The sequence below is a fragment of the Colwellia sp. MB02u-6 genome (genome assembly GCF_014077095.1).
Classification (GTDB): domain Bacteria; phylum Pseudomonadota; class Gammaproteobacteria; order Enterobacterales; family Alteromonadaceae; genus Cognaticolwellia.
Window position 1 is genome coordinate 569194 of the sequence record NZ_JACGVG010000027.1, and the last position, 17355, is coordinate 586548.

14 protein-coding genes and 5 tRNA genes are annotated in these 17355 nt (G+C 39.4%); 3 read left to right on the forward strand and 16 right to left on the reverse strand.

Annotated features, from left to right (window positions below):
• Window positions 1-19 precede the first annotated feature (19 nt).
• From lnt to miaB, 5 genes are all read right to left on the reverse strand, one after another.
• The gene (gene lnt, locus H4J46_RS04895; RefSeq protein WP_182232392.1) at window positions 20-1579 is read right to left on the reverse strand and encodes an apolipoprotein N-acyltransferase; all 1560 of its coding nucleotides are present in this window, start codon (window positions 1577-1579) and stop codon (window positions 20-22) included.
• Window positions 1580-1585: 6 nt separating this feature from the next.
• On the reverse strand, window positions 1586-2464 hold the full coding sequence (locus tag H4J46_RS04900; RefSeq protein ID WP_182232393.1) for an HlyC/CorC family transporter: 879 nt from the start codon (window positions 2462-2464) through the stop codon (window positions 1586-1588).
• 181 nt (window positions 2465-2645) lie between these two features.
• The gene (gene ybeY / locus H4J46_RS04905) at window positions 2646-3116 is read right to left on the reverse strand and encodes an rRNA maturation RNase YbeY (RefSeq protein ID WP_182232394.1); all 471 of its coding nucleotides are present in this window, start codon (window positions 3114-3116) and stop codon (window positions 2646-2648) included.
• Window positions 3106-4185, reverse strand: a complete 1080-nt coding sequence (locus H4J46_RS04910; RefSeq protein ID WP_182232395.1) for a PhoH family protein — start codon at window positions 4183-4185, stop codon at window positions 3106-3108. Before H4J46_RS04910 ends, ybeY begins: the two co-directional genes overlap by 11 nt.
• Before the next feature lie 86 nt (window positions 4186-4271).
• Complete coding sequence (gene miaB / locus H4J46_RS04915; RefSeq protein ID WP_182232396.1) at window positions 4272-5714, reverse strand: tRNA (N6-isopentenyl adenosine(37)-C2)-methylthiotransferase MiaB; 1443 nt, start codon at window positions 5712-5714, stop codon at window positions 4272-4274.
• 429 nt (window positions 5715-6143) lie between these two features.
• Here miaB and H4J46_RS04920 point away from each other — a divergent pair, with 429 nt between their 5' ends.
• Entirely contained in the window at window positions 6144-7310 is a 1167-nt protein-coding gene (locus H4J46_RS04920; protein ID WP_182232523.1) for an FAD-dependent oxidoreductase, read from the forward strand.
• A 380-nt stretch (window positions 7311-7690) separates the two neighbouring features.
• Here H4J46_RS04920 and H4J46_RS04925 read toward each other — a convergent pair.
• The 11 genes from H4J46_RS04925 to lolB all read right to left on the reverse strand — a co-directional run bounded on the left by H4J46_RS04925 (window position 7691) and on the right by lolB (window position 14523).
• Window positions 7691-7775, reverse strand: a tRNA-Leu gene (locus tag H4J46_RS04925).
• A gap of 58 nt (window positions 7776-7833) precedes the next feature.
• Window positions 7834-7908: transfer RNA gene (locus H4J46_RS04930), tRNA-Gln, on the reverse strand.
• 62 nt (window positions 7909-7970) lie between these two features.
• Window positions 7971-8045 (reverse strand) — tRNA-Gln (locus H4J46_RS04935).
• A gap of 51 nt (window positions 8046-8096) precedes the next feature.
• Window positions 8097-8181 (reverse strand) — tRNA-Leu (locus tag H4J46_RS04940).
• A gap of 31 nt (window positions 8182-8212) precedes the next feature.
• Window positions 8213-8289, reverse strand: a tRNA-Met gene (locus tag H4J46_RS04945).
• Window positions 8290-9238: 949 nt separating this feature from the next.
• Entirely contained in the window at window positions 9239-10330 is a 1092-nt protein-coding gene (ychF, locus tag H4J46_RS04950; RefSeq protein WP_182232397.1) for a redox-regulated ATPase YchF, read from the reverse strand.
• A gap of 32 nt (window positions 10331-10362) precedes the next feature.
• Entirely contained in the window at window positions 10363-10947 is a 585-nt protein-coding gene (gene pth / locus H4J46_RS04955; RefSeq protein ID WP_182232398.1) for an aminoacyl-tRNA hydrolase, read from the reverse strand.
• Between the two features lie 128 nt (window positions 10948-11075).
• The gene (locus tag H4J46_RS04960; protein WP_182232399.1) at window positions 11076-11690 is read right to left on the reverse strand and encodes a 50S ribosomal protein L25/general stress protein Ctc; all 615 of its coding nucleotides are present in this window, start codon (window positions 11688-11690) and stop codon (window positions 11076-11078) included.
• Window positions 11691-11966: 276 nt separating this feature from the next.
• Entirely contained in the window at window positions 11967-12914 is a 948-nt protein-coding gene (locus H4J46_RS04965; RefSeq protein ID WP_182138118.1) for a ribose-phosphate pyrophosphokinase, read from the reverse strand.
• Between the two features lie 123 nt (window positions 12915-13037).
• On the reverse strand, window positions 13038-13898 hold the full coding sequence (gene ispE / locus H4J46_RS04970) for a 4-(cytidine 5'-diphospho)-2-C-methyl-D-erythritol kinase (protein ID WP_310650207.1): 861 nt from the start codon (window positions 13896-13898) through the stop codon (window positions 13038-13040).
• Between the two features lie 10 nt (window positions 13899-13908).
• The gene (gene lolB, locus H4J46_RS04975) at window positions 13909-14523 is read right to left on the reverse strand and encodes a lipoprotein insertase outer membrane protein LolB (RefSeq protein WP_182232400.1); all 615 of its coding nucleotides are present in this window, start codon (window positions 14521-14523) and stop codon (window positions 13909-13911) included.
• Between the two features lie 266 nt (window positions 14524-14789).
• Between lolB and hemA the strand changes: the two genes are divergently transcribed.
• Both hemA and prfA read left to right on the forward strand, forming a co-directional pair.
• Window positions 14790-16058, forward strand: a complete 1269-nt coding sequence (hemA, locus tag H4J46_RS04980; RefSeq protein WP_182232401.1) for a glutamyl-tRNA reductase — start codon at window positions 14790-14792, stop codon at window positions 16056-16058.
• A gap of 188 nt (window positions 16059-16246) precedes the next feature.
• Window positions 16247-17335 (forward strand): peptide chain release factor 1, encoded by a 1089-nt coding sequence (gene prfA / locus H4J46_RS04985; protein WP_182232402.1) that lies wholly within the window; start codon window positions 16247-16249, stop codon window positions 17333-17335.
• Window positions 17336-17355: the final 20 nt, after the last annotated feature.

A 17355-nucleotide genomic window follows, 5' to 3' on the forward strand; every position in this document is an offset into this window, starting at 1 on the left:
AAGCACGGCTGTTAAGGTTTTATGATTTGGCTCTATATTGCAGACGGCGTATAACCGCTAGTAATAAAAGTAATAAAGGAATAACAAAGTCGATAACACGCGTGTAGCGCGCATAAGGTGTTAGTCCAGTTACTAAAGCTATTTGGCTGCTCAGTACGGCTTGTTCAAATTGTGGGATTTTTTTAAGAATATGACCTTGATGGTCAATAACAGCGGTAATGCCATTGTTGGTTGCCCGCAAGAAAGGTCGGCCAAACTCCAGCGCACGCATTCTAACAATTTCTAAGTGTTGGTGTGGGCCATGTGAATCACCAAACCAAGCATCATTACTCACGGTTAAGAGTAAATCAGTTTGGTTAGAAAAATTAGCGCTAAGTTGCTCTGCAAAAGCGACTTCAAAGCAGATCAGTGGCAGTAAGTAATAACCATTAGCAACCAGGTTTTTTTGCACATATTCACCACGACTAAAAGACGACATCGGCAAATTAAAAATCGCCGCTAGTGGTCTTAACCAATCAGCAAAGGGCACAAATTCACCTATGGGCAGTAAGTGATGCTTGGCATAACGATTCTGATTGTTATATTGATAACTTCCTTGACTGTCACTCTGTAATTTTTTACCCAGTACGATTAAATTATTGTAATAGTTTCTGCTATTGATGTTGTAATCAATAATACCGGAAATAATAGCGCTATTATTCAATAAGGCTGATTTTTGTGCTATCTGTAAGAAATCTTGCGCTTGGTCATTTGGCTCTATTGCGGTGATGGCTGATTCTGGCCAAATAACAATATCAGCAGGATAATTTTTCCGGGTTAGATCTAAGTAGGTTAACATGGTTGGCCAAGTTAACTCTGGCGACCATTTTACTGCTTGTTCGATATTGCCTTGTACCATCACAGTGTTAACAGACTGACCCGTTGCTGACACCCAAACTTTATTCTGTAAGGCTAAGCTTGCAACACTAATGGCGATAAGTAAGGCAAGATGTCGCCAAGGTTTACGCTGTTTAACAATATAAACTATGGCAATGCCGAGGGTAATCACTAGGGCGCTGATACCTTTCTCACCAATGATAGGGGCAAACACAGCCAAAGGACTGTCAATCTGACTATAACCTAAAGTTAACCAAGGGAAGCCAGTGAGTAATACGCCACGTAAGAACTCGGCAAGTAGCCAAAAGGGTAATAAAAGCCAAAGATTAAGTTTTTGTTGATAGGAAAAGCGGGCAGCTAAATAGCAGGCAAGGGCGAGAAATAGCGCTAAATATACACACAGCGCCACCATTAATAATATCGACACAATTAGCGGTAAACCACCAAACTGGTCGATACTGACATGTACCCAACTGATGCCAGCAGAAAACCAACCAAAGGCAAAAATAAAACCTTGTTTGGCTGCCGATCTAGCAGATTTGCCTTGTAGCGAATATAGCCAAGTGGGTAATAGTATCGCCATTAGCCAATAATAAGAAAATGGTGCATAGCACAAGACTAATGCAAGCCCCAGCAAAAAACTGAGGCTATTGTCTTTATTAATGATTTTGTTGTGAATTCGTCTAAAGAATTTATTTAGCATAAAGTGTTAATCAGCTACTTTACCTGCAACTACATGCTCTTTTGGTACGGTAATTTGCAAGGTTTGAATACGACGGTTGTCGGCAGCCGTGACTTTAAATATAACTTTATTGATAGTGGTTTTTTCACCTTTTTTCGGCATATGACCAAAGTGTTGTGTGACAATACCCCCTATGGTATCGGCATCACGTTCATTAAATTGAAAATTAAAGTAATTATTAAAGTCGTTAAGATCGGTAAGTGACTTTACTTGATAAACTTGGCCAGCAAGATATTTAATATCTTCTTCCATGGCATCATCGGTTTCGTCTTCAATTTCACCGACGATCAACTCTAGAATATCTTCAATAGTCACCACACCTGAAACACCACCGTATTCATCAACGACAATCGCCATATGATAACGCTGTTGGCGAAACTCTTTTAATAGTGGATCAACTTTTTTACTCTCAGGAACAATAATGGCTGGACGAATAATTTGTGCAATCGTGAATGCTTCATCGAATTGGCTAAAGCCGTAAGCGAGTAAATCCTTCGCTAATAAGATGCCTTCAACGTCGTCAATATCATCATTAATCACGGGAAATCTTGAATGTCCAGAATCCACTATAATGGCGAGTGATTTCTCTAGCGGATCATTAATATCTAAAGTGATCATTTGTGAGCGAGGGATCATAATATCACGTACTCGCATATCAGATACTTCGAGTACGCCTTCGATCATTTGCTTGATTTCAGGGTTGATGAATTCATGGTTTTCAGCATCATTTAATGCATTGACTAGTTGCTCTTTGCTTCTCGGTTCTCCAGTAAATATTTGCATAATTTTAGTCAAAATTGACTTATTTGAAGAACCGTTACTAGAGTGGGGTTGGTCGTCGCTCATAGAGCCTTTTTAATTCCTTGTTAGTTGAATTTAGTACTATTTAACTGTCCGACTAGTCTGTAACCGATCGTAGTTAATTTCAAGTACTAAATTGTTGCTTATTCTCTTCAGTAACTATTTTATTGAGAGAGATCAAATAATGCTTTGATATTTATACTAAGCGAATTCATCAATGAGCCCGCTACTGTATTTCATAAGGTGCAGCAATGCCCAAACCGGTAATTATTTTTGTTTCAAGTGCTTCCATTTCTTCTGCTTCATCATCGTCAATATGATCAAAGCCTAATAAATGTAAGCAGCCATGTACAACCATATGCGCCCAATGGGCATTGATAGATTTGTTTTGTTCTGCGGCTTCTTGCTCAACAACATCAACGCAAATAATAAGATCACCTAATAAATCCAGTTCAATGCCATCAGGTACTTCAAATGGAAATGATAAAACATTGGTGGCTTTGTCTTTGCCTCGATATTGATGATTAAGCTGACGGCCTTCATCACTATTGACCAATCTAATGGTAAGTTCAAATGATTTTTCATATGGCGCTAGCGCGGCCTCAGTCCAACATTGAAAGTCACTGAGTTTAGGTACCGCCTTATCACCACAAGCCAATTGTAAATCGACGATAATATTCGCCGTGTTATTCGCCATGTTTGCTTTCGCTTTTAGCGGCTAAGGCTTCTGATTTTTGCTGTTGTTCGCGCGCTTGTTGTTTTTCTGCTTTTAAGCGTTGCTCTTTTTGTTCAAACGCTTCATAAGCTTCAACTATATGACCGACAACAGGGTGGCGTACCACATCTTTTGCTTGAAAGAAGTTAAAACTAACTCCAGGTATATCCACTAATACTTCAATAGCATGACGTAAGCCAGATTTTTGTCCGCGTGGTAAATCTACTTGAGTTATGTCACCTGTGATCACGGCGCGTGAGTTAAAGCCGATACGGGTTAAGAACATTTTCATTTGTTCTACGGTAGTATTTTGACTTTCATCAAGAATAATAAAGGCATCATTTAATGTTCTACCGCGCATGTAGGCCAATGGAGCCACTTCGATAACATTACGCTCAATCAGCTTTTCAACTTTCTCAAAACCAAGCATTTCAAATAGCGCATCGTATAACGGACGTAGATATGGGTCGACTTTTTGCGATAAATCACCGGGTAAAAACCCGAGCTTTTCACCCGCTTCTACGGCTGGGCGAGTCAGTAATATGCGTCTGACTTCTTGACGCTCTAAAGCATCAACAGCACAGGCCACCGCTAGGTACGTTTTACCTGTACCGGCAACACCAACACCAAAGCTGATATCATTGGTAATAACATTTTGGACATAACTTTGCTGGCTTTCGTTACGTGGCTTGACCATGCCACGTTTGGTTTTTATGGTCACCATATCGTCGTATTTAGCATCAAGCTTGCTTGGTGTGGCTTCTAACACTCCGGCTTCTACAATGGCTAAGTGCAGAATTTTAGCGGTAATTGCCTTTGATTTACCTTTAACGGTTTCAGTTTCAAGGTAAAGATTGATCAAAACTTGCTTCACAGCTTCTGCATTGACACTTTTACCGGTAACTTTAAACTCATGGCTTCTGTAGCTGATCTCAACGCCCATTCGACGTTCTATTGTCTTAAGGTTGTCGTCTATAGCGCCACACAAATTGGCCAGACGATTATTATCGGCTGGAGATAGTTCAAAAGTTATACTGGTGTTTTTACTCAATTGCTGCTCCCAAGTTTTTGAAGTAAGATGTTAAAAGGGCAAATAATGATTTGCCCTTAATATTTACTTTTATGAATAATAATGGCTTAAGGCGTAAAGGTGGCTACCCCTAACTCATTCACTAGATTTTTTTCTGCTTGGTGATGGTTGTTAGCCAAAATGTCAGCGGGCGAATGGGCGATACGTAAACCCATCTCACTTTCTTGGCGAATCAATTCACCACGTAACGAGTTGGCATAAACATCCGTAATTTTGACATCAACAAATTGGCCAATAACGGTATGTGGAGCAACAAAGTTCACGATACGATTGTTTTCTGTTCGGCCACGCAATTCCATTGGATTTTTCTTTGACGGACCTTCAACTAGAATACGTTGCTCGGTATCAAGCATATGACGTGCAATTTGAAGTGCTTGTTGACTAATACGGTCTTGCAATATTTGCAAACGTTGCTTTTTAGTTTCATCACTAATGTCATCAACCATATCGGCCGCAGGCGTACCTGGGCGAGCACTGTAAATAAAGCTGAAACTTAAATCAAAATCTACTGCTTTAATTAAGTTCATAGTAGCTTCAAAATCAGCATCAGTTTCACCTGGAAAACCAATAATAAAGTCAGATGACATGCAAATATCAGGTCGAACTTTTTTCAATTTACGGATTTGAGACTTGTACTCTAAAGCGGTATGGCCACGCTTCATTTGCGTTAATATGCGGTCTGAACCACTTTGCACGGGTAAATGTAAATGACTAACAAGCTCAGGCACATCAGCGTAAACATCAATAATGTCATCAGTAAATTCGATTGGATGTGATGTGGTATAGCGAATACGGTCAATACCGTCAATGGTAGCGACTAGACGTAACAGTTCAGAAAAACGACAAATACTACCATCATGCGAATCGCCGCGATAACCGTTAACATTCTGGCCAAGTAAATTGACTTCGCGTACACCTTGTTCGGCAAGTTGAGCAATTTCATATAAGACATCATCAAGCGGACGACTGACTTCTTCACCACGGGTATAAGGTACTACACAGAAGGTACAATATTTACTACAACCTTCCATAATAGAAACAAAGGCAGTAGCGCCATCAGCTTTTGGCTCAGGTAAACGGTCAAATTTTTCAATCTCTGGAAAGCTCACATCAACAACATGACCTTTGTTACCGGTAACTTTTTGGATCATTTCAGGTAAACGGTGCAAGGTTTGTGGACCAAAGACCATATCAACATATGGGGCACGTTGACGAATAGCATCGCCTTCTTGTGAAGCAACACAACCACCAACACCTATGATTAAATCAGGATTTTTTACTTTGAGATTTTTCCAGCGACCTAACTGATGAAACACTTTTTCTTGTGCTTTTTCACGGATAGAGCAGGTGTTAAGTAATATAACATCAGCATCTTCTGCTGCTTCGGCTAATTCAAAGCCATGGGTAGAGTCTAAAAGTTCAGCCATTTTCTGCGAGTCATACTCGTTCATTTGACAGCCCCAAGTTTTGATATATAGCTTTTTACTCATTGATTCGCGCCTAATCTTTTCTATGAATTGATTCTAGTTTTTGCTAGAGAATTTAAGGAGGCACATTTTACTCTTTCTTTGCCTATGATGCTAGCTTAGAAATATCTTGGTTAAAAATAGTTTTAATTTTTTAGTTTAGCGATGTTAATCATCTAAATTTTAAAGCGCTTAGTTTGACCTTTAAGCACGTGTTTGTGCGTTTTTTGCTAGTGTTTACTTGAGTTTTACCCGTTTCACTCATCTGAGGGTCTACTTTATCTGCGGGTAAAACGACCAAATAAATAATCGAGTCGTGAGTTACGAATACAAGCTTAAATAATTAGAAAATGAGTGATATAGGTATTGTTGCATCATCGGGCACATAAACATCGAATTAATATATCAGGTTGGGTAGAATAACCTAACGTTCATAAAGTTGTAAAAATCATGATGAATCAGTTTGATTGTGTTGTTGTTGGTGGTGGCATGGTAGGTGCGGCAAGTGCTTTATCACTGGCTGAGTTAGGATTAAGTGTGGCCATTATTGAAAAAAGTGTGCCAGAAAATTTTTCTTTTGAACAAGCCTTTGACTTGAGGGTTTCAGCGATTTCCTTAGCCTCAGAGCAATTGTTAAAGCAATTAAGTGCTTGGCAGCAATTGGAAAAATGGCGAGTGTGCCCCTATAAACGCCTTGGCGTATGGGAGATTGAGCGCAGCTACACCGAGTTTAATGCCAAAGATATTGAGCAAACGCATTTAGGCCACATTGTTGAAAATAGGTTAATACAACTTTCTTTATGGCAACAAATGCAGCAACACAGCAATATTACTTTGTTGTGTCCTGAAACCTTAATTAAACTTGAGCAAAGCCCAACAGACGTTGAGCTAACTTTATCGTCAGGCACGATAAAGGCTAAAGTAGTTATTGGTGCCGATGGTCCGAGTTCTTATGTCCGTAAACTGGTGAATATTGGCACCACAGGTTGGGACTATGCCCAATCTGCTCTGTTAATCAATGTCGAGACAGAAAAGCCACAACAAGATATAACTTGGCAACAGTTTTTTCAAACAGGCCCCATTGCCATGCTCCCTATGTCAGGGAACTGTGCCTCATTGGTTTGGTATCATAATAAAGATGAAATAAAGCGCTTATCAGCATTATCCCATGACACTCTAGCGCAAGAGATAATGCAGCACTTTCCAAAGTGTTTAGGAAAAGTAGCTATCATTAATAAAGCGTCATTTCCCCTGACACGGCGACATGCGAATCAATATCAGAAAGGCCGAGTGCTGTTAATAGGCGACGCGGCACACACGATTAATCCTATGGCAGGACAAGGGGTTAATTTAGGCTTTAAAGATGTTAAAGCCTTACAGCATGTTATTGCAAAAGCTATCGGTAACGGCGAGTTATGGCATCAACCAGAAGTTTTATCGCGTTATCAACAAAAAAGAAGAACGGACAATTTATTAATGATGACTACGATGGATGCATTGTATTTGTCATTTGGCCATGTATCCCCTTTAGTCAAGCTTGCCCGAAATGCTGGCTTAATGATGGTAAATAAAGTGCCAAACTTGAAAAATAAAGCCTTAGCTTATGCTTGTGGTTTATAGCGTTAATTTAATATCTTGTATCCGTTTCTTTAGTTACCTGCTCTACTTTATTCACAGGGAAAACGGCCAAAGACAAGGCATTTCTTTTAATAATGCCTTGTTCAGGACAATAGGCGCCTGCAAGGTTTAATAAACGAATTCATGCAGCGATAGTGATTAAATAAATAACACAGTAGTGCATTTTTTAATGAGGAGAAATGAGCAGTATATTAGCAAGCGTATATATTTTGAAAGTGAGCCAAAAGTGAAAAATCAGCTTAGATGTAAAGTTAAAGCGTATTTTTTATGCGGAACAATAACAGGTGTATAGGTAGTGTTATAGGCGTGATTTTAATTGTGACTACTGTAGAGAAGAGGATATAAAAATTGACAGGTAGAATTGGTGCGGAAGGAGAGACTCGAACTCTCACATCTTGCGATACTGGAACCTAAATCCAGCGCGTCTACCAATTCCGCCACTCCCGCATATTCAGGTAGTAATCTCAATAAATTGAAATTATAAAACAGTTAACATAAAAGAAAGTGGCTGGGGTATGAGGATTTGAACCTCAGAATGACGGGATCAAAACCCGCTGCCTTACCGCTTGGCTATACCCCAACTGGATACTTTTAGATTTAAGTGAGAAACATTGACGAACTTTCAAATAACGTAAAAGAAAGTGGCTGGGGTATGAGGATTTGAACCTCAGAATGACGGGATCAAAACCCGCTGCCTTACCGCTTGGCTATACCCCAACAATGTTACTTACTTCCTAATAACTATCATGATGATACTTATTAGTAGAATGGTACGGGTCAAGAGACTTGAACTCTCACATCTTTCGATACTGGAACCTAAATCCAGCGCGTCTACCAATTCCGCCAAACCCGCATTTCTTCTGTTTCTTACTAAGAGTGGAAAGTGGTGGCTACACCGGGATTTGAACCTGGGACCCCATCATTATGAGTGATGTGCTCTAACCAGCTGAGCTATGTAGCCTTTCCATCTCGCCTCTAAGCAAGTGGCGCGTATTATGCAAATCTGATCGCCTTACGTCAACCGTTTTTTATCAAAAAATAAGACTTTTTTCTTGTTTGGCTAATCGCTGTGCAATTTGTCGGATATCTGCACAGAAATAGCCCAAAAAGATAAAGCTAATCGTAAGCTAGTTTAATAATTTTACTTATCATGGCTATTTAATAACTTCCTCGCTAGCTTTCACCACGAGATTTTTTTAATGCTCACTAAACTTTTGCTAAACGTTTTATGTTTTATTGTCTTATTGAGTGACTAAGTTGGCTTTAAAACCAAATTTTTTTATTTTGTTGGTTAATTTCAGTAAGTCGAAAAAGAGTCATACCTGTTTTATTAAGTTTATGATCTTGTTGCGCGCAGTGAATAATCCTCACGGCAGATGTTTATTGTTCCAGATTAAAGGTTAAAGCTAAGTACCGACATGTATATAGGCAAGATACCGACTGATAATTATCTCGCCGTTCTTAGCCGTTCTCGGCTATCCATGGCTCTAGGCCATTAGTACATTTATGTAAGTTGCAGTTTCTATCTATATAGGCCATTGCGCTTTAATCTGATTTCCTAGCTTAGCTCTGCAACCACTCCTTGAGGTGAAACGGCTATCTAATACCAAATTGATTAATGACCTATTCATTTTTAATGGTTAAAATGAAAAACTACTGTGTTATATAATTCATCCATTTTTCTGTATGAACAAGTAGTCCACTTAATTAATTTAATGGGTATAACTGAATTATATTTTAATGTTTGAGGATGATGACAATGACAAGCGCTATTATTTAATAGCACTGAGCTAGCGTTAACTTTAAACAAATTAAATGCTAGGTTATGGGAGAAAATAAAAGAGAGCCTAAGCTCTCTTTTATTGGGTCGATTAAACTTTAATTAAAAATTAAAAATTAAACATTAAACATTAAACATTAAACCTGAAATGCACCACGTCACCATCTTTAACACGATACTCTTTACCTTCTAAGCGCCACTTACCAGCCTCTTTCGCACCAGACTCACCGTTAAACTCGATAAAATCATTATAGGCAACTACTTCCGCACGGATAAAGCCTTTTTCAAAATCAGTGTGAATAACACCAGCCGCTTGTGGTGCGGTAGCATCTTGCTTCACTGTCCAAGCTCTTACTTCTTTTACACCAGCGGTAAAATAGGTTTGCAAGTGAAGTAAAGAATAACCCGCATTGATAACACGATTTAGGCCAGGCTCTTCTAAGCCCATTTCAGCCATAAATTCAACACGGTCTTCATCATCCATTTCAGATAGTTCGCTTTCAATTTCAGCACAAACCGCTACCACAATGGCACCTTCGGAATCAGCAATTTTCTGCACTTGGTCAAGATAAGGGTTATTTTCAAAACCATCATCATTAACATTGGCGATATACATCGTTGGCTTGATGGTTAAAAAGTTTAAATAAGCAACGGCGGCTTTTTCTTCTTTAGTTAAGACTAAAGAACGGATCATTTCACCATCTTCTACATGCTTTAGTATTTTTTCCAAGACTGGCATTTCAAATTTAGCATCTTGATCGCCACCTTTAGCTTTTTTAGCTAAACGAAAGATAGCGCGTTCTGCGGTGTCCATATCAGATAAGGCTAATTCAGTATTGATCACTTCAATATCATCAATTGGACTAACTTTATTAGCAACATGAATAATGTTGTCATTGTCAAAACAACGAACAACATGGCCAATGGCATCAGTTTCACGAATATTAGCTAAAAACTTGTTACCTAAACCTTCACCTTTTGAAGCGCCAGCCACTAAGCCTGCAATATCAACAAATTCCATGGTGGTTGCTAATACACGCTCTGGCTTTACTATCTTTGTTAATGCGTCTAAGCGTGGGTCGGGTACAGGTACAACACCCGTATTAGGCTCGATTGTACAAAAGGGGAAGTTTGCTGCCTCAATACCTGCTTTAGTTAACGCATTGAAAAGCGTTGATTTACCTACGTTGGGCAAGCCAACAATACCACATTTAAATCCCATGATGTTTACCTATTATGTTGACGCAATAACCTTTATTGCGCTTTAAAAGAATGTAGACGATTTTGTGCTTTTTTAATGTCGTCTGTTTGCCAAATTTCAAAACAGCGCGCAGCTTCGTCTATCGCTTGGTCAATTAAGTTTTGTTCATTGGCAGGCGCTTTGCCAAGCACATGCCCAGTAACGCGATCACGATGACCTGGATGATCAATACCAATGCGTAATCGATAAAATTCTTTATTATTAGCCAAGCATGAAATGATATCACGTAAGCCGTTGTGGCCACCGTGGCCGCCACCTTGTTTGATTTTACAAACGCCAGGTAACATATCTAGCTCATCGTGAGCAACAAGAATGCTTTCAACAGGTATACGAAAAAAATTGGCTAAAGGTGCTACGGCTTTACCACTACAATTCATAAAAGTAGTAGGAATGAGAAGATGAACTAATTGCCCAGCAATTAAGCCCTTACCGTATAGGCCAGCGTATTTTTTTTCTGGCTTCAGTGAAATGTTGCTACGTGCAGCAAGCTCTTGAACGAACCAATCACCAGCATTATGACGGGTTTTACTGTATTCGGAACCTGGATTTCCTAAGCCGACTACTAATTGAATCGCCATCTAATTATCTACTCTTGTTATTAAACTTAAGGTCAATAAATTCAAGTGCATTTAAAACTAAAAAGCTTAAAGGGCATGTTATAAAAACATCTCCCTTTAAGCTTGTTCATCATAAGTAAAGTTAACTATTACTTAGCTGCATCTTCAGCTGCTTCGCTGTCGGCATTGGGAACTTTAGGAGCGTTCACAGTAACAACGGCTTGATCATGGCTTTCGCCTTTAGCTAATTCGTCAGATGTAACGCCTGTAGGGAAAGTAACATTTGATAAATGTATTGTTTCACCAACAGCTAAATTAGCAACATCAATTTCAATAAACTCAGGAATGTCAGCAGGTAAACATGTAATTGCTATTTCATTCATTAGATGAGCAATCGTGCCACCTAATTTTTCTGCTGCATCTTCATTAAGGAAATGAATTGGAGCATTAACTTGCACAGCATGCGTTGCATCGATACGTAAAAAATCTAAATGCATTACAAGTTGTTTAAACGGGTGACGTTGCATGTCTTTTAAAAGACACTCAACAGGCTTGCCGTCAACGTTGATAGTTAAAACGTGAGAGTAAAATGCTTCTTCTTGTTGGGCACGAAAAACATTTTTGTGCGCTAACGTTAAAGAAACAGGCTCTTGGCCTTCACCGTATAAAATCGCTGGAACTTTGCTCGCGTGACGTAGGCGGCGGCTCGCACCTTTCCCTAAATCTGTACGTACTTCAGCATCCAATGTAAATAAATCAGTCATGGGTTATATCCATTATTTAATAATTAAAGGTCGTTGCTTTTTGCGACCAAAAGCAACCTGTTCCTTTTTTGACGGTTAATTAGCGATTAACTAGTGAAGTACTATCCAAGCGTAATTAGCTAAAAAAGGCGCAGCATGATAACACTCCAATGAATCGAAATCCATTACTTATCTTATTTTTAAAGGTAAGGCTGTTATTAGTAAAGGCTTTCGATTTATAACAATAAAAAAAGCACCTAAGGGTGCTTTTTTTGAATGATATTTTTTGATTAACGCTTAAGCATCAAACATCGCAGAAATAGATTCTTCGTTACATACTCGACGAATAGCTTCCGACAACATGCCACTTAAGGTAAGTTGACGAACTTTACCTAGCGCTTTAATTTCATCTGACAGTGGAATTGAGTCGGTAACAACAACTTCATCAATCACTGAATTTTTTATATTCTCAGCGGCATTACCAGAAAATACTGGATGAGTTGCATAAGCAAATACGCGTTTAGCACCGTGTTCTTTTAATGCTTCAGCCGCTTTTGCCAATGTACCACCAGTATCAATCATATCATCAACAATAAAACAGTCACGACCTTTAACATCACCAATGATGTGCATTACTTGCGCAATGTTTGCTTTAGGACGACGTTTATCGATAATAGCAAGATCTGCATCATCTAATAATTTAGCTACGGCACGTGCACGAACAACACCGCCAATATCAGGTGAAACTATCACTGGATTTTCAATGTTACGCGCTAGCATATCTTCTAATAAGATAGGCGTACCGAAAACGTTATCCACAGGTACATCAAAAAAGCCTTGAATTTGTTCTGCGTGTAAATCAACCGTTAAAACACGGTCAACACCTACACTTGATAAGAAGTCAGCAACAACTTTTGCGGTAATGGGGACACGAGCACTACGAACGCGACGGTCTTGACGAGCATAACCAAAGTAAGGCATAACAGCGGTAATACGTCCAGCTGATGCACGACGTAGCGCATCAATCATCACGATTAGTTCCATTAAGTTATCGTTGGTAGGGGCACATGTTGATTGAATAATAAAAACATCCGCACCACGTACGTTTTCGGTAATTTCAACACTAATTTCACCATCACTAAAACTGCCAATCTTGGCTTCGCCTAAGGTGATGTATAAGCGATTAGCGATTTGTTTGGCCAGTTCAGGGGTGGCATTACCCGCAAAGATCTTCATGTCAGGCACGGCGAGTTCCTTAGAAACTTTTGACATTTAAATTACGATACTGAATAAAACGGTGAGTTAAATATCAGCAAATTATTGTATTTTTGCCAGTTTTAATGGCATTTATATTAATTTTATCCGAACTTAATTGTCGTTTACTGCCGCAATTGCAGCATGTAAGGGCGATTGATTGAGTCCTTCGGCTACGAATGATTCTATACCGTTTGGCAGTAAGGATTGCACGTAGCACGCGTCTTGTTTGGAGCTAAAACGTGAAAAAACACACGCACCAGTGCCAGTCATTTGGGACGGTGCGTATTCTATCAACCAAGCCAGTAGTTTGGCAACCTCGGGGTAGTTTTTTATTACCCAAGTTTGGCAATCATTATGATAATTCTCTATATCATCGTCGCTGTAACGTATAGTGGGCGTATCTCGAGTTAAATCTTTTGCGGTAAAAACACTGGCAGTAGAAATGCTGCAATCGGGTTTAGAAACTAAATACCAATAAGTTTTTGGTGCGGCGGGGGTCAGTTGTTCGCCAATGCCTTGGGCAAATGCGGCAAAACCATGAATGAAAATGGGTACGTCAGCACCCAAGGTTATGCCAAGTTCCGCAAGTTGTTTAATCGTCAGCTTTGTTTGCCAAAGTGCATTGAGTGCCAGTAGCACAGTTGCGGCATTTGATGAACCGCCGCCCAAGCCACCGCCCATAGGTAATAATTTTTCTAACTTAATATCCACCCCTTGCTGACACCCGCTATAGTTTTGCAATAGTCGTGCAGCTTTGATGATTAAATTGTTGTTATTGTTTACGCCGGGAATCGGCGTCAGTAGCGTTATGGCTTTATCTGCTGTGATCCGTAAGGCGATAGTGTCGTGGTAATCTAAAAACTGAAAAACAGTTTCTAGTTGGTGATAACCGTTATCCATTCTACCGACAATATGTAAAAACAAATTGAGCTTGGCTGGTGACTTAAATACAATAAATGGCTGCTTATTCACGATAACCTCGTTAAACTTTCCATGAATGAATGACAATTTTTATCCGTAAATCGCCTTGAATAATTGTTAGCTGTTTAGCTAATTGAAATGGGCCAATGTGATGATATTTACTGTACTTTATCAGCCAGTTTTTATTGTTATAATGACTGATTAAAGACTGTGGAAGTTGAGTTTTGATATGGTAATCTACCTTATCTGTAGGTAAAAAAGCTAACCCTTTCAGCCAATGGCTCATGGCACGCGTCGGTAAATCTAAATCGGTAAGTGTATAGATTAAATGGTCTAAATCTGCCGTATTATAAAGATTACCGTCAACTTCTAAAACAAAGTTATCTTGCTGTCGAGTAAGTGCTAAGACCTTAATGCCAAATAAGGTCGATAAATTTAACGACTCGGTTTGATCAACGGCATTTTTTTGCCAGTGCAATGACGCACTTTGGCGATTTTGACTATCGATAAAAGCTATTTTCCCCACTATGGTCCAGCTATTCAGCTGTGATACTTGTTGGTTGCGTGTGGCAATATCTAGATTTTTTTGATTATTCTCTACAGGTATGTCGTTGATGCTAGAACAAGCACTTAATAGACTGACAAAAAATAGCGTAATGAGTCGTATATTATACATAGCATTCCTAAGCTGAATAAATTAAATAAGCTTTGCTTCATCAAGAGAAACAACAAATAACAAAAACATATAACGGCATGCTTTCAATTTAAGGCGATTTTACGTAAAATTATCGCGATTTTTTATCTCAGATCATAGGTTTTTTTCAATATCTAACTGATAATTGCGCCGAATAGTCATTACAAGCGTATAATCAGCCGTAAGATAATAGTCATCCGCCGCAGACACTGCCGGCCATTAACATTTTTTGGACTCAATATATTCATATGTCGATAGTTGCATTAGGTATCAATCATAAAACCGCTCCAGTGGCCATTAGGGAAAAAATATCATTTAACCCTGATAACTTGAGTTCGGCCTTGCAGGAACTGATTCATTCAGTAGATTGTAAAGAAGCCGCGATTTTATCTACTTGTAATCGAACCGAGCTTTATATCGTTCAAGAAGGTGACATTACCTTGACGCAAGAGCGTTTAGTGCGTTGGTTAGTACAACACCACAATGTTCCTGCGTCTACCATAACGCCAAGTTTATATTGGCATCAAGATCAACAAGCCGTTAATCATATGATGCGTGTTGCTTGTGGTTTAGATTCTTTGGTACTGGGTGAGCCACAAATATTAGGGCAAATGAAACAAGCCTATAAACAAGCTAAAGCGGCCGGTTCTATGGCGTTAGTGATGGACCGGCTTTTTCAACGTACTTTTGGTGTCGCTAAGCAAGTGCGAACCGACACCGAAATAGGGGCAAGTGCGGTTTCTGTTGCTTTTGCTGCGGTTAACCTAGCAAAACATATTTTTGCCAGTTTAGATAAAACCCGTGTTCTGCTAGTGGGGGCTGGGGAAACTATTGAATTAGTGGCTAAACACTTATATGAAAATAATGTTGGCCATATTACGGTGGCAAATCGTACCTTAAGTCGCGCTGAAAACATGGCAAAGAAATTTGGTGCCGATGTTATAACGCTCGCACAAATTCCAGAAATGATGTCTAGTGCTGATATTGTCATCAGTTCTACCGGTAGTACTTTACCCATTATAGGTAAAGGTATGGTGGAAAAGGCTTTACTGAAAAGAAAGCATCGACCAATGTTTATGGTCGATTTAGCTGTTCCTCGTGATATTGAAGAGCAGGTTTCAGATCTTGAAGACGTATTTCTCTACACTGTTGATGACTTACAAAATATTATTGCAAAAAATTTAAATAATCGCCGTAAAGAAGCGGTATTAGCCGAAGGTATTGTTACTGAACAGTCATCTGTTTTTATGTCATGGCTACGTGGTTTAAATACCCAAGATACGGTGATTTCATATCGTAAACAGTGTTTAGAAAATCGTGACCAACTGCTTGAAAGAGCCATGCAACAACTAGCGACAAATAAAAAACCTGAAGCGGTAATTGCTGAGCTTGCCACTAAGCTAACCAATAAGTTTATGCATGCACCCACCAGTGCCATTCAATCGGCCGCACAAGGTGGAGAGTTAGACCGGCTTATTTACTTACGCGATATTTTTGATATTGACCATCAAGATTAGCCACTGAGTTTACAGAGTCTTTAATTTAAGCTGGCAATAATTTACCTTTCGCTACCTTCACAGCCGTTGAAACTCTTAGCTAAGCTCTTTATACTGCTCGCTTGCATACCTATTTAGTATAAATTACCTGCATAGTCGAATATAATGCGCGGGTAATTCATCAATTATTGACTATATAAGATCATTTAATGAATAAATCTGTTTACCAAAAACTTGAGATACTTGTCGAACGCTTTGAAGAAGTACAAGCGTTATTGTCTGATCCTGAAACTATTGCTAATCAAGAAAAGTTTCAGGCATTATCAAAAGAATTTTCACAATTAGAAGTTGTAACCTCAGCCTTTCATCGCTTTCAAGATGCCGAGAATGATTTTGCCGCGGCAGAAGAAATGCTTAAAGATGAAGACCCTGATATGCGTGAAATGGCGCAAGAAGAGTTTAAGTCGGCGAAGAAATTGGTAGAAAGAATGACTGAGGAATTGCAAGTTTTATTATTGCCTCGTGATCCAAAAGACGATAATAACTGTTTTGTTGAAATTCGCGCTGGAGCTGGCGGTGATGAAGCTGCTATTTTTGCCGGTGACTTATTTCGTATGTATAGCCGTTATGCTGAAAAGCAAGGTTGGAAAATCGAATTGATGAACTCCAACGAAAGTGAGCAAGGCGGTTATAAAGAAATTATTGTTAAAGTTAACGGTGTTGGTGTTTACGGTCAGATGAAATATGAGTCTGGCGGTCACAGAGTGCAACGTGTGCCTGAAACTGAATCACAAGGGCGTGTGCATACTTCTGCTTGTACTGTGGTTGTGATGCCAGAAATTCCAGAGTCACAAGCTATTGAAATCAATAAAGCTGACTTAAAAGTAGATACTTTCCGTGCCTCGGGTGCGGGTGGACAACACGTTAACAAAACCGACTCAGCAATTCGTATTACCCATATTCCAAGTGGCGTGGCAGTTGAATGTCAAGATCAGCGCTCACAGCACAAAAACCGTGCCCAAGCGATGTCAGTATTACAAGCTCGTTTACAACAAATAGAAGATGAAAAACGCCGAAGTGAAGAAGAGTCTTCTCGTCGTAACTTAGTGGCTAGTGGTGATCGTTCTGAGCGAATTCGTACCTATAACTTCCCACAGGGGCGCATGAGTGATCATCGTATCAACCTGACACTTTATCGTTTAAACGAAATCATGGAAGGTAATTTACACTTAGTACTAGAGCCCATTATGCAAGAAAGTCAGGCTGATTTATTAGCAGAGCTTGCTGAGCAACATTAGTGAGTGCATCAGTTGTAGCA